A 14,155-nucleotide genomic window follows, 5' to 3' on the forward strand; every position below is an offset into this window, starting at 1 on the left:
CTCGACCACACGGCGGTGGCACGAGTTCACGTCAGAGCATTTTCGCGCTTGCCCGCGACGTCGCGGGCGCACATGCCGCCGGCATGCATTTCATGGCGCGAGATCGAGGATCATATGCACCACAACATTCCCAAATCAGAACAAAATGCCAGCGAGTGCCGCATTTCGCTTCCGGATGCGAAAAGGGCTTACCCAAAGTCCGAGATGAACACCGCGGTCCCTTTTGTGCCATCGCACGAGCACGCGCTTACCGGCATCTTCGAAATATCGAAAGTACTCACCGACCCCGCCCGGCTCGAAGTCACGTTGGCCAAGGTCGTCGATCTCCTGCCCTCGTTTGTGCAGATGCGGCACGGCATCATCGCTCTCTTCGACGCTGAGGGCGTACTGGACATCACCGTAGTCACCGGCTGCGACGAGAACAGCGATGAGCGCTCCCGGATGCGCCTGCCGCGCAAGGCAATCGATCTGATTGTGACGACGGACACGCCGCTCGTCGTCGAGAACATAGCGGTGCATTCGGCCTTCACTGCCGCTGACATAGAGGTGCTTGGGGCCTCCGACACCGTGTCCTTCATCGGCGTTCCCATTCGTGTTGATGGGAACGCCGTAGGCACGCTGACTATCGACCGCGCCTTGGACAGCAGGTCAACGTATCGGCTCGATTATGATGTCCGGCTGCTCACCATGATAGCCAACATGGTGGGACAGACAGTCAAGTTGCACCGCTTCTCCGCGGGCGACCGCGAACGACCGACGGAGGTGGAAGATGGGCTGCAAACGCAATTCTCTGATGTCAAGCACCCTGCACCGCAGCGCAAGAAGGTTCACGTCAAGGGAATGATTGGCGATAGTCCGGCGCTAAGCGCGCTGCTCGAGAAGATCGCAGTTGTAGCTAAGGCAAAGACCACGGTTCTGTTGCGAGGCGAATCCGGTACCGGGAAGGAGCTGGTCGCCAAGGCAATTCACGAGTTGTCGCCGCGCGCCAAGCGGCCCTTCATCAAACTCAATTGTGCAGCGCTGCCAGAGACAGTCCTGGAATCCGAATTGTTCGGTCATGAGAAGGGTGCCTTCACAAGCGCGTTCAATTCCCGCAAGGGTCGCTTTGAGCTCGCCGACAAGGGGACGTTGTTTCTGGATGAGATCGGCGAGATCTCGGCCTCCTTCCAGGCAAAGCTACTGCGCGTGCTGCAGGAGCAGGAGTTTGAGCGCGTCGGCAGCAACCAGACCATCAAGGTCGACGTTCGCGTGATTGCCGCCACGAACAGGAACCTTGAAGAGGCGGTTGCAAGGAATGAGTTCCGCGCCGACCTATATTATCGCATCAACGTGGTTCCCTTGCTGGTGCCGGCATTACGCCAAAGGCGCAGCGATATTCCGCTCCTCGCAGCTGAGTTTCTCAAGAATTTCAACGATGAGAACGGCCGTACGCTGACCTTCGATCCGCGTGCGATTGAAGTACTGATGAAATGTGAATTTCCCGGCAACATTCGCGAGCTTGAAAATTGCGTGCACCGGACAGCGATCCTGGCGGAGGGACGATCAATCGGGAGAAACGACTTTGCGTGCTCCCACGACCAATGCTTTGCCGAGGCGCTGCGGAAGAGCAGATCGGGCAAGGCCGCGCTGCAACCAGCGCCAATCCTGCCAGAGGCAGTGAATCCGGCCACGCCTCCGGATGCGGCCGCTCGTTCGGCCGCCACCACAGTCCCGCCTGCCGGAGCAACCCACTCATTGGGCGCGAGGACCACCGACGCCGAGCGCGTCATTGCTGCCATGGAAAGATGTGGCTGGGTGCAGGCAAAGGCGGCGCGCCTGCTTGGACTGACCCCGCGCCAGATTGGCTACGTGCTGAGGAAATACGGCATCGAGGTCAAGCGTCTGTGAAAGCATGACTCAGGCGGATTAGCTGAGACCGCTTAGCGGCTTGGCCCGCGCAGGGATGCAGATCCGCGTCCGCGTCAAGTCGATCCGACCGAGGACAGCCTGGCCGAATTCCCGTCGTGGCAGCCGGCGTTGCGACCATCTTGTGAAAGGCGACGCTGCCATCGTCAATCCGTCCGCCATGTTGCTCTCGTTGCGAGCTCATACGGATGCCCTGTGCGACTGAAACGGAGATAAAATATGTCCGATGCAAAACTGCAAGCTGTGCTTTCGTCTCTTCCGCAAGGGACGCGACAGTTAGATGCTCTGCCGTCCAACGGACCAGCGCCGGACAGAAGTTTTGTCAAGCTGAATACGAATGAGAACCCGTTTCCGTTGCCGCCAATCATAATGCAAAGTGCAGTGGCGGCCCTCCAGCGCCAGTATCTGTATCCGGACGACGATAACATCAGCTTGAGGGAAGCAGCGTCCAATACCTATGGCGTATCCACGGATCAGGTCATCGCAGGCAACGGGTCGTCTGAACTGCTCGGACTCATCTACAGAGCTTTCCTCGCCCCTGGCGACAAGGTGGCGATGATATCGCCAGGGTTTTCGTTCAACCGCAAACTTGCCATGTTGCATGGTGCTGAGTTTCTCGAGATCGGATGTCAAACTCATTCGCTGCCAATGGAGCAATTGCTTTCCGGTCCGGCAAAAGACGCCAAGTTCATTCTGGTGGCCAATCCAAACAATCCGACCGGAACATTCCTCTCGATAAGCAATATCGAACGCCTCGTGGCACAATCGGATCGCCTGGTCGTCCTTGATGAGGCCTACGTCGACTTTGCACCCGATCACGGGCTGCGCCTCATCAACCGTTATTCGAACCTTCTGATCTTGAGAACATTTTCGAAGAGCTATGCCGCCGCCGGCATTCGCGTCGGTTTCGGTTTCGGTCACCCTGAGATTATTGGCAGGCTGCGCAACATCCAGAACGTCTTCAACATGAACGTGATTGGGCATGCGGTTGGTATCAGCGTGCTTGCGCATCGCGGCGCCTACGCAGAGAACCACAAGCACATCAGACATGAACGACAGCGAGTGACAGCCGCACTGTCGCAACTTGGATTTTCCGTAACGCCCTCCCACGCAAATTTCTTGCTAGCCCGTGTGCCAGCGGGACAGGACGGCTCATGGTGGCAAGCGGCCTTGGAAAGGCAAAAGATACTCGTTGCCTACTTTCCGGACAATGGTTTGGAACATTGCATCCGCGTCAGCATCGGCACAAAAGAGCAATTGGATGCATTTCTTGCTGCCGCTCGCGATATAGTTGGAAGCTTAAACATACCAAGCACCACGGGCAGGGGAGCGTCAGGCTCTGCTCGTTCGGTACGCTGACGCTAATCCGATATCACACATTGCTATCTTTAGACTTGCTTGGTCACCCAAGCACGACAACATTTTTCTTTAAAATCGGGGACAATATCGAGTGACAAACGTCTTTCCTTCAAACCTAGCCTTCGGCATCTTCGATCATCTGGACGAGGACGGCCTCGATATCGCCCGGCAGTACGAAGATCGCCTGATATTAGCAGAGGCGTGCGATCAGCTAGGGTTCTATGCCTATCATCTCGCAGAGCACCACTGTACCCCCCATGGGAGAGGCCCATCGCCGAATCTGTTCTTATCGAGCGTCGCCCAGCGCACCCGGCGCCTGCGTCTCGGACCCTTGGTGATGCTGCTTGCGCTTTATCATCCGCTGCGTGCGTTCGAAGAGATCTGTATGCTGGACCAGTTGAGCGGTGGCAGGCTCGAACTGGGCATAGGGCGCGGTGCTCTCCCGATCGAATTGGGTTACTTCGGGATTGGTGCGGACGCGGTGCCGGGCCGCTATGCGGAAGCCAGCGAAATTCTTGTTGAAATACTTGTTAATGCCATGAAGGTTGGCACGCTGTGCTATCAAGGACGCCATTTTGAGCTCAATGACGTTCCTTTGACGCTAAGACCTCATCAGCGTCCACATCCGCCGACATGGGTCGCCGCCAATCGACCCGAGTCCGCAGCCTGGGCCGCTGCGAATGGAGCAAATATCGCGTGTGTAGGACCTTCCTCTTCTGTTCGCAAAACTACTGATGCGTTCCGCGCCTATCGAGAGGACAACGCTGGCGCGGGCGATCAAGCGCCATTTATTGGATTGCTCCGCATGGTCGTGGTTGGGCGTTCTGAAACAGACGCGTATTCGATCGCGGCACCTGCTTACGATCGATGGCTCAAGAGCTTCCAATTCCTTTACGACCTTAATGCCATCCCGACTCCACCAAACCTGCCGCTGACCTTCGATGCGGCAATAGAGCGTGAATTGTGTGTGGTAGGATCAGCAGAATCTGTGCGAAAAGCTCTGTTAGATCAGTTGGAAGAGGCAGGTGCCAACTACCTGCTTTGTCAACTGGCATTTGGAAATCTGCCGCTAGATGCTTCCCTGTACACCGCGACGACCATTCAATCCGAAATCATGGCTCGACTTGGCTGACCATGAAATTCGCGGTCTGATCCGAAGGTAAATCGTTGTAACAGCGCTCCCTCACATTGCTCGAGCGTGCACGTGGTGGGGATTGGGAAATCGTGAGGGAGGCCAAACTGACGACGAGCCGGCGGCACAGATTACCAGGTTTGTGCGTTGGCCGGCATCTGGGCACGGTGTGAGACTGCACGATCCTAAGGAGATGATGGCCGAGCGCGTCACGATGCCGGCACGCATCTGCTCGTCGCGCTCGCGCTAGTCGTTGCCCATAGCCCGCCGCAAGAGGTTCTTCTCGACCGGGGCGGCGCCGGTGGCGGCTCCCGCATCCAGCTTCATCAGCGGCTCGGCGGTAGCAAAGCCGTCACTCGCTACGGCGCTGTTGAGGGCGCGCTCGCGAGCGGCTTTGCTACGCCGAGCGACACCACCTGGAGCGAGTTCGCCCGATGTCGCGGCGTGCACCGCGGTCGGATAACGACGCTGGAGGAAATCGTTCGCAGCCGGTCTTCACGATCCGCGCGAGTGCTTTGCATGAATGCTGCCTGCTTCCTCGTCTGCGGCGGCCTGAGTGTCCGCCGGCACGCCCGAACTCAATGTCAGTACCACAAGGCCGCCAAGACGTCAGGTCTGGGAGCCGGCTTGTACGGTCGTATCGTGTTCTGGAATATCGTCAAAGGAGGCGTAGTTGAGATTGTAGAGTTTGGAATACAGGCCCCCCATGGCTATTAGCTGATCGTGGTTGCCAGTCGCAATAACTTGGCCATTCTGAAGCACGATGATACGGTCGGCACCCCGGATCGTGGCAAGACGGTGGGCGATGACGAGGCCAGTGCGCCCTTCAAGCAGCTTTATCAGAGCCTTCTGAATCTGCATTTCCGTGTAGCTGTCGATGTTGGCGGTAGCTTCGTCGAGCACGAGGATCTTGGCGTCGGCGACGAGGGCGCGGGCGAAACTGATAAGCTGGCGCTGGCCGAGAGATAAGTTGTCGCCGCGTTCGCCAAGTTGGGTCTCATACCCGTCGGCGAGGCTCATTATGAAGTCGTGGGCGCCGACCGCCTTGGCGGCCTCGATCACCTTGTCGCGCGTGGCTTCCGTCTTGTGGTATCGAATGTTCTCGAAGACCGTCCCGGTGAACAGGAACGGCTCCTGCAGCACCATGGCGACCTGGCGGCCGAGCGATTCCTGGGTGAGATCGCGCACATCATGTCCGCCGACCAGCACTTGGCCCTGCTGAACATCATAGAAGCGGTGGACCAGGGCCATCGCGCTCGATTTGCCAGAACCGCTCGGCCCGACCAGTGCGACCGTCTCGCCGGGATTGACCCGGAAGGAGACATTTTTCAGCACCGGACACTTGGGATTGTAGCCGAAGCTGACGTCCCTGAACTCGACCGAGCCGTCCATTTCGGGCGAAAGCACCTTGGCATTGGGTTTGTCCTGAACATCGATCTTGACGTCGAGCACATCCGTCAGGCGCTTGCCTGAGGCCATGGCGCGCTGCATGATCGAATATTGCAGGGTGAGTGAGCGGATCGGGTCAAAGAAGCGCTGGATGTAAAATAGGTAGGCAACCAATACGCCCACATCTATGCGGCCATTCATGACCATCGAGCCGCCGACCACAATAACGGCGGCCATGGCGAGGCCGGTGAGGCCATCGACGATAGGCACCATGACCAGTGCATATTTGGCAGCGATCAGGTGGGTCCTCAGGTTGGCATGGGCCTTGTCCTCAAAAAGAAGGGAATTCACCTGCTGGCGGTCCATGGACTGGACGGTGCGCACGCCGTGAATGGCTTCGGCCAGCGCGCCGTTGACGACGGAATTAGTCTCGTGTGCAGCCATGAAGGCTTCGCGGGCACGCGGCAGCCAGACAATGCGGACGATCACCAGGACCGGCAGAACCGAGAGCGTCAGGAGGCCGAGGCGGAAGTCGAGCGACAGCATTACGAAAACGATGCCGAAGAGAAGCGCAACATCGCCTACGGAATATACCGAGGTTTCGAGGAATTCCTGTATGGAGTTGACGTCGCCTTGCAGGCGCGACATGAGGCGTCCGACCTCGGTCTTGTCCATGAAGGAGAGCGAAACCTTCTGCAGATGGCCAAACATGGCGCGGCGGATGTCGAACAGGACAGTTTCGGCCACTTTCCCAACCACGGTTTCCTGCATGTAGCCGGCAGCGAAATTGACCAAAATCGCCAAAACGAACGCGCCGACGGCCGCAAGCTGGGCTGAGCGATCGGTCCTTGCCGGGTTCATGCCCTGGTCGATCGCGTAGCGGATGATCAACGGGATGAGAAGCTGCGTCCCGGTGAAGATCAGCATTGCTGCAATCGTGATGACTACCCTGGCACGATAGGGACGGACGAAGGCCCAGATGCGCCGGAGGATGCTCTTGTCGAAAGCCCGGCCGAACATCTCCTCCTCGATGCGGTGCGAGCCGACAACCGCGCGCGGAGGGCGTCTGCGGTCGTCACGTTCGGCTTCGAGTTCGCCGGCGCGGCCCTGCGCCATCAGCGGGCGCCCCCATACTGGGTCATAATGTCATCACCCGGGCGCGTCTGGAGATCGTAAAGGGCCCTGTAGCGTCCCCGCTTCTCCAAAAGCTCTTGATGCGTGCCGCGTTCTACGATTTCGCCGTTATCGACAAAAAGGATCTGATCGGCATGCATAAGCGCACTCAGCCGGTGCGCGATGATGATCGTCACCCGATCCTTGGCGAAGCGCCGCATCGCCGCGCGGATGCGCTGCTCGGTGCCGGCATCGATCGCGGCCGTTGAGTCGTCGAAAACGACGACGGAGGGGCGCAGCATCATGGTGCGAGCAATCGTGAGACGCTGGCGCTGGCCGCCAGAGAGAGAGACGCCGCGTTCGCCCACGACCGTCTCGTAGCCTGCTGGGAGCCCGAGGATGTAGTTGTGGAGCTGGGCAAATTCGCCAGCGCGTTCGATTCGCTGTCTCTTCGCCCAGGGATCGCCATAAGCGATGTTGTTCTCGATCGTGGTGGTGAATAGGAATGCATCCTGCTGTACGACGGCGACCGCCTTGCGAAGCGTCGCGAGGGTGACATTACGAATGTCCTGGCCGTCCAAAGTGATGGCGCCACCGGTCACGTCGTAAAAGCGGGGGACCAGATGAGCCATCGTCGATTTGCCCGAACCCGGCGGACCGACGATCGCGATCGTCTCGCCTCTACGGGCCTCAAAGCTGAGGTTCTTCAGAATGGCGCGGTTTTCGGCGCTGGGGTACGCAAACGAGACATTGTGGAAGCGCAGAGTGCCGTCGCTTATCTCGAGCGGTCTGGCCTCGAGAGCATCCCTGATTGTGATCTCCTGGTCGAGGAGACCGAAAAGCCGCGAACCGCAGCTAGAAGCGCGGGCAAATGCATTGACCATGAGGCCGATCTGGCGGACTGGCATTTGCAGGATTGTCATGAAGGTCAGGAAGGTCGCCACCGTTCCGACGCTGATCTCGCCAGCGACGAGCTTGCTGCCACCGATCCAGAGCACCAATCCCATTGCGAAAAAGAAGGACAGGGTCATCGCCGACGTGCTGGGCACGTAGATGTCAACGCGGTCGTTGGCGAGGTCGAGCGCGTTCTTGGAAGCGCCGTCGAACTTCTGCATCTCATAGGCTTGAGCCGCAAAAGCGCGGACCACGCGGATCCCTGCGAGGTTTTCCTCCATCACGCGGCTTAGTACCGAAAGCCGCTCATGCAGGTCGAGCCAGGTGGCGCGCAGCCTAAGCTGTGTGGCCGATGAGCGCCAGGCGACAAAAGGCACGAAGCTCAGCGCGACCAGGCCGAGCATGGGATCGGTCGAGATCATCATGTAGGCGCCGATCCCGATCAGCATGGTGAGCAGGACCACGCGAACGAGCGCGGTGGAAAAATACATCCGCACGCCTTGGAGATCGAGCATTCCGATGGTGATCAGATCGCCTGAATGGACCCGGTCGTGAAAGGAAAAGCTGAGACGCTGGATCTTGTCGTAGTAGGCGAGCCGCAGTTCGTACGCGACATGATGCCCGACGGCTTCGGCAAAATAGTTCTGCGCCATCGTGAAAAGGCCGCGTAGCGCGCTGACGGCGAGCAGCAGGAGAGCCGGGGTCCAGAGCGCTTGTCCTGCCGCGGTCCCCGCGACACCGCCCCCGATGGCTGTCTGGGTCTGGTCGACAGCCCGGCCGAGCAGCTGGGGAATGAGCAACTGGAGGATTGCCGCCATGATCGTCGAGCCCATAGCGAAGGCGACCTGCCAGGGATGCCGCAAATTCATCCGCGTGATGCGCAACAGCGTACTCAAATCCCGGCCCCAGCGCGCCGCTTCCACATGGGTCAACGAATTCAGAGCGTTCGTTGCGCTGCCGATAGCATCACTGCTCACGGGTGTATTCCCGACTGCATTTTGCGCCTTCGAGGCAAGCCGAAGGACCAATCATCAAAGGGGCCCGCCATTGTTAATCCTGTCCACCACCTGCAGCAGGGCGCGTTCCTATAAGCCGAGCCGCGGCTTCACTTACTGGCATGTCGATCACCGTGATTCCGCTTGCCGCAAGGAAACGCGCTTCGTTTCTGGTCAGCGTTTCCGCGTCCATTACCGCGCAATATGGACCTCGGGAGCGCTTCATGATCTGCCTGGCGTAGGTGCGCAGCATCTGATCGTTGAAGCGGCAGCCAACGAAGAAAAATCCACGGGTGATGCGCCGTTCCTTCACCACGTCTGGGATCGGTGTCTGGATATCGATTTCGGTCAGAACTTCGACATAGTCGGAATCTGCGACGAGAAAGTTTTGCGCCGGCCTAATACTCCCGTGAGGCGTATAGAGAACCGTCTTGGCCCCCGATCGGGGGTCGAGTTCCCTCCCGGACAAATCGTAGGTTTTCGTCCAAATGTTACCGATTTCGTTCGCCCGCGTGACGCCCTGTATCTCAACGACGTCCGTTCGGCCGGTCTCTACGAGAGCCGTGCGCATCGCGCCGTCGTACCAGCTGTCGACGATGAGGGAGAGCGGCAGCCTTGCGAGCCAGGCGTGGAGGAGGGTCGGCGCCACCGGCGCTGCGAATATGTCGGTCATCCAAGCTTGCAGCGTCCGGCGATGCCGGCGCTGTTCGATGAACTGCGCAACCGACCACATATTGGTGCGGATCCTGGAAGGGGCTGGCGCCCGCGCATTGAGTGCCGCGGCAACGACCTCCGGCGTATGCGGCACAGGCGGTTCCGCACAGTTGAACCCAAGAAGACCCGGACCGAGATAGGGGATCACCTCATCGGCGGCGAGCGCTTCCTTCGCCAGGTCAAGCAGCTTTTCGGCAAAACTGTCCCGCACGATGACGAGGTGGCCCGCTGTCAGGATGGTGTTCATGCTCGTTTCCTCGCGACGCACCTATCAAGGGGCAGCATCAGTCCTCTTCGGAAACCTTCCTTGCCTCGACGGTGATCGGCAGACGCGTATCCCGTGGAAGATCGGGTAGGAGGAGCCGCCACCCGTTCCTGAGCGTCACAGTTCCGCCCCACAACTCTTCCTTCTCGAGCTTGATGATCGGCTCTTCGAGGTCCTTTTTGGGGACATACGCCGACAAGCCAGCATCGGTCCTGCGGATCATGACTTTCATCTGGCCGTCCCTTCATTGGTATTGTTTTCAGCGCTGCAGGGCGCCTCGGCTTTGTCGAGGCTCATCAGTTCACGCGCTCGCATGCCGACGACGGTGCCACGGTCGATCCATTCGACCGCATAGATGAAGAACTGCTGGAGAAAGGTGCCAATGTCGCGCACATATCCCTCGTCGCCCTTCCGCACGAGATTTTCGCCGATCTCCCTGCCAGGATAGGTGCCGTCATTTTTTATGTGGCGAGTGGCACGTACCCGCTCTCCCGGCATGAATCGTGGAGGCCTGCGGATTTCGACCTCCTCTTCGCGTCCGAGCGACATGTCCGTTCCCTGATTTCTCTTGAGGCTGCAGATTGTGAACAAAGGCGTTCCAGGCGTCCTGCGAAGGCATCCCCGACCATGTCGGCAGCCCAATGTTCGTCACGCAGGAACGCAGGTCTTCGGCACCGGGCATACCGAGGCACATTGCTGCGCATCGAAGACCCCCTCGCACTCGGTGCACTTTTGCGGCTCGATCACATAGCTCTCGCCTTTGAACTTGATCGCGCCGGAGGGACACTCGAATTCGCAGGCGCCGCATTGGGTGCATTGGGATGCGATGATCTTGAAAGCCATTTTAACTCCTGGTCCGAATGGATGAGACGCGCTCAGGCCGTCGCCGCGAGTGCGGGGGTCCCAGACGCGGCCGCGTAAATCGCGCTGATTGCGGTTTCGATATAGTCGTGGGCATATGCGTCGGTGGCTTGGATTCCAGCGTCGGCGAGCTGATCCTGCGGGCAGTTTCCGATCTTGGCGCACAGCACGACATCTATGCCCTCAAGCGCAGCGATGACGCCATCCAGGGTGGCCTCTGCGCCCCAGCCGCCGAGACAATACTGCTCGACCTTGCGATGCCCGACAAAGCTGATCCCTCTCGGCGAGGCTTCGTAAACCTGGAATTCCTTCGCATGGCCGAAATGTTCATTGACGCGGCCGCCGCCCTTGGTCGCCACCGCGAAGAGAAGGGACTTGCCGGGGCTCGCTGCCTTGATCAATCCGATCGCTTCTCTCCTAGCCGCCACGTGATCACGGCGCTCCTCCGCGACCAGCTCCCGATAGGCCTTGCGATTGCTGGCATCGTAGGTGACCTCGCCGGGAATTCGGTCGACTGTGAATTCCTGGCCACGATCCTCACCGAGCAGGCCGACGGCATCTGCCCGGCACTGCCGGCAGTGGCGCATCAACTGGGCGCCGCCTTCGACACGATCCTGAAGAGCCTTCATCTCCATTGCGTTTGGGCCGCGTTGCCCGCTCAGTCCGTAGTGCGTGCCGTGCGCCGGGTCCGAAATCAGCGGCATGAGGTTGTGCAGGAACGCGCCTCGCTCCTTGACCCATCTATTCACCTCGATCAGATGCTCATCGTTCACGCCGGGGATCATCACCGAATTGATTTTGGTGAGGATGCCGCGCGCGGTCAGCATCTCCAGGCCCAACATCTGCCGCTCGTGCAGGATCCGGGCGGCTTCGATGCCGACGTAGCGGCGATGGTCGTAAAAGATCCAAGGATAGATCTTTGCACCGACCTCAGGGTCGACCATGTTGATGGTGATCGTCACGTGATCGACATTCATGTCGGCAAGCTCCTCGACATGGTCCGGCAGCGCGAGCCCATTCGTGGAGATGCAAAACTTGATGTCTGGGATTTCCCTGGCGACTCGTTCGAACGTTGCCTTCGTCTTCTTCCAGTCGTAACAGGCATCGCCAGGTCCGGCGATGCCGAGCACGGAAAGCTGCGGCACCTCGTTGGCGACCGCGATCACCTTGCGTAGCGCCTGGTCGGGCGTCAGCTTTTCGGAGACCACCCCAGGCCGGCTTTCGTTGGCGCAGTTATATTTGCGATTGCAGTAGTTGCATTGGATATTGCAGCCGGGCGCGACCGCGACGTGCATGCGCGCGAAATAGTGATGCGCCTCTTCTGAAAAGCAGGGGTGATCCTTGATCTTGTCCCAGACAGCCGGATCCGTGTCGTCCGGCTTTATCGACGAGCCGCAGGACGAAGACGCGCAGCCACCGGCTTTCACGGTGGCAAGCAACTGGTCATCGAGTGTCGTGCTGAGGCTCTCAAGCGAAATTGCCGGTGCGGACATCGAACGGCTCCGTTGCTGGGTGAATGTCGCAGTTCAAACCGCAAGAGCTATGCCAGCTCAAAGAGCGGTTTTGGTTCACGAATTGGCTTTCGTGTCGGAATCCGTCGGATTGCTCCGACACACCTTTGTCGGGCTTCCGACAGTGGACAAGCAAATCGGGTCGCGAAGGCTACCAGCCTTGGGCGCGCAGAGTGTGAGGGAGACTACTCCGGGCTTACGTTTGACGTCATCACGACGTCTAGAATTTCTTCACCTCGATGCCATGCCGGCGCAGGGCGTAGCCGATTTGCCGCGGCGTGAGGCCGAGGATACGAGCCGCCCTGGCCTGAACCCAACCGGCCTTGTCCATCGCGTCGATCAGCCGGTCGCGTTCCGTCAGACGCGGGGGACAAGCGGGATCGTTCGGATCGCCGGCCGCAAGGGGAGATACCTTGCCTGCGGAGGCACCGATGCGACTGGCCGGCAGCCGCAATCCGGCCGGCACTGCGTTGAACCGTGCGAGATCGTCGATGGCATTGCCGCCATTCGAGCGGTCGGCTCGCTTCCAGAGGAGCCAGGAAAGGCACTGGCTCTTGTTGCAGGCGAAATCGGATGGCGTGATCGTCCTTGAACGCGCAAGTGTGGCCGTCCTTTGGACGCAGTTCTCCAGCTCGCGGACGTTACCAGGGAAGTAGCATTGCGAGATCAGGTCAAGCGCCGACGGCGCGAAGGCGAGTGCGCGATCGTTCTCCTTGTTGAATCGATTGAGGAAGGCGCTCGCAAGGCGTGGAATATCGCCGGGTCGCTCTCTGAGCGGAGGCAGAATAATTGGCACCACATTGATGCGGTAATAAAGGTCGGCCCTGAACTCCCCTTTTATGACAGCCGTCTCGAGGTCCTTGTTGGTGGCGCATATGAGGCGCACGTCGACCTGTAGCGTTTTGGTGCCGCCGACTCGCTCCAACTCGCCTTCCTGCAAGACACGCAACAGCTTGGCTTGAAAGGCCGGCGAAATCTCGCCGATTTCATCAAGTAGCAGCGTTCCCTCATTTGCCAATTCAAAACGACCGGCGCGCTGGGAGATAGCACCCGTGAAAGCGCCCTTTTCATGCCCAAACAGTTCTGACTCCAGAACGCTTTCAGACAGTGCGGCGCAGTTCAATTTGACGAAAGACTTCTTCCTCCGACGTGAGAGCTTATGGATGGCTTGCGCAAAGAATTCCTTGCCGGTGCCGCTTTCACCCCGCAGAAGCACGGTGGAATTGGTCCCTGCTACGACCGAGACGGTTTCGAGCACCTGCTTGAGTGCGGGGCTTTCCCCGATGATCCCGTCGATTTTGGCATCCGCATGCCGGGCAGGGTCGTAGGTCCTCCCCTCGTTGGGCGATTTCTCCGGTCTCCATTGTTCATGGACAGACCGCTGACGATCTGTACTCAGGGTGCGATGGAGACGGATGGTCCGGCCGACAAGGTTGGCGACCATCGTCAGGAAGTATGTGTCCTCGTCGTCGCGAAAGTCGGTGACGCCGTCTCCGGCGCGGTCGATCGACAATGTCCCAAGGATCTTATGATCAGCCTTTAGCGGGATACCGATAAAGGCAATTGGGATGGTCCCGCTGCTCGAAGACGTTTGAAGGTCAGCCTGAAATAATTGGGACTTGCGGACGTCCGGTATGAAGAGCGGCGTCCCCGTAGCGACGATTTGATCTGTTATGGCCTGTGGTATGACGCGGCGAGTGCCTGATTGAGGTGCGTGGGTATTGCCGGCAGTTGCGGCAATCTCCGGCTCTCCTTCAGCGTCCAGGACGACGATTGCTCCGTGACGCATCTGCAGAAACGAAGGCAGGATGTTCACGACATTGGCGAGCGTAATCTCCAGCTCGCTGGGGGCGGTCAGCACCTTCGATATCTCGTAGAGTCCCCTGAGCGCGATATCTGCTTGGGGCATGCTTTTGATGGGCGGTTCAGGGCGGGTATCCCGAGGTGCTACCTCGTCGACCCGATCTTGCGGTACGTGAGCCATGGAAACACCTCAGCGGTTGTCGTCCAGAGTGCT

The 14,155-nt window shown here is 59.2% G+C and carries 11 protein-coding genes; 3 read left to right on the top strand and 8 right to left on the bottom strand.

The annotated features are described in order from the left end of the window. Positions 1–114: 114 nt before the first annotated feature. The 3 genes from nifA (NKH80_RS21725) (at position 115) to NKH80_RS21735 (ending at position 4,396) form a co-directional block, all read left to right on the top strand. Entirely contained in the window at positions 115–1,887 is a 1,773-nt protein-coding gene (nifA, locus tag NKH80_RS21725) for a nif-specific transcriptional activator NifA (RefSeq protein WP_352993376.1), read from the top strand. A gap of 237 nt (positions 1,888–2,124) precedes the next feature. Then, entirely contained in the window at positions 2,125–3,264 is a 1,140-nt protein-coding gene (gene hisC, locus NKH80_RS21730) for a histidinol-phosphate transaminase (RefSeq protein WP_352472406.1), read from the top strand. 91 nt (positions 3,265–3,355) lie between these two features. Next, on the top strand, positions 3,356–4,396 hold the full coding sequence (locus NKH80_RS21735) for an LLM class flavin-dependent oxidoreductase (RefSeq protein WP_352993379.1): 1,041 nt from the start codon (positions 3,356–3,358) through the stop codon (positions 4,394–4,396). Positions 4,397–5,005: 609 nt separating this feature from the next. Here the strand turns inward: NKH80_RS21735 and NKH80_RS21740 are convergent. The 8 genes from NKH80_RS21740 to nifA (NKH80_RS21775) all read right to left on the bottom strand — a co-directional run bounded on the left by NKH80_RS21740 (position 5,006) and on the right by nifA (NKH80_RS21775) (position 14,122). After that, positions 5,006–6,901, bottom strand: coding sequence for an ABC transporter ATP-binding protein (locus NKH80_RS21740; protein WP_352993381.1), 1,896 nt, complete (start codon positions 6,899–6,901; stop codon positions 5,006–5,008). After that, entirely contained in the window at positions 6,901–8,769 is a 1,869-nt protein-coding gene (locus NKH80_RS21745; protein ID WP_352978533.1) for an ABC transporter ATP-binding protein, read from the bottom strand. Before NKH80_RS21745 ends, NKH80_RS21740 begins: the two co-directional genes overlap by 1 nt. A gap of 73 nt (positions 8,770–8,842) precedes the next feature. Further along, entirely contained in the window at positions 8,843–9,748 is a 906-nt protein-coding gene (locus tag NKH80_RS21750) for an SIR2 family NAD-dependent protein deacylase (RefSeq protein ID WP_352993383.1), read from the bottom strand. A 37-nt stretch (positions 9,749–9,785) separates the two neighbouring features. After that, the gene (gene nifT, locus NKH80_RS21755; protein WP_023678250.1) at positions 9,786–9,998 is read right to left on the bottom strand and encodes a putative nitrogen fixation protein NifT; all 213 of its coding nucleotides are present in this window, start codon (positions 9,996–9,998) and stop codon (positions 9,786–9,788) included. Next, positions 9,995–10,315, bottom strand: coding sequence for a nitrogen fixation protein NifZ (locus NKH80_RS21760; protein WP_352491475.1), 321 nt, complete (start codon positions 10,313–10,315; stop codon positions 9,995–9,997). The genes nifT and NKH80_RS21760 overlap by 4 nt, the downstream gene beginning before the upstream one ends. A gap of 99 nt (positions 10,316–10,414) precedes the next feature. Continuing rightward, positions 10,415–10,726 (bottom strand): 4Fe-4S dicluster domain-containing protein, encoded by a 312-nt coding sequence (locus NKH80_RS21765; RefSeq protein ID WP_245274753.1) that lies wholly within the window; start codon positions 10,724–10,726, stop codon positions 10,415–10,417. After that, positions 10,642–12,120: a nitrogenase cofactor biosynthesis protein NifB gene (gene nifB, locus NKH80_RS21770; protein ID WP_352993385.1), complete on the bottom strand. Its 1,479-nt coding sequence runs from the start codon at positions 12,118–12,120 to the stop codon at positions 10,642–10,644. Before nifB ends, NKH80_RS21765 begins: the two co-directional genes overlap by 85 nt. 238 nt (positions 12,121–12,358) lie before the next feature. Further along, entirely contained in the window at positions 12,359–14,122 is a 1,764-nt protein-coding gene (gene nifA / locus NKH80_RS21775; RefSeq protein WP_352993387.1) for a nif-specific transcriptional activator NifA, read from the bottom strand. Positions 14,123–14,155: the final 33 nt, after the last annotated feature.

This window comes from Mesorhizobium sp. M0904 (assembly GCF_040319475.1).
Classification (GTDB): domain Bacteria; phylum Pseudomonadota; class Alphaproteobacteria; order Rhizobiales; family Rhizobiaceae; genus Mesorhizobium.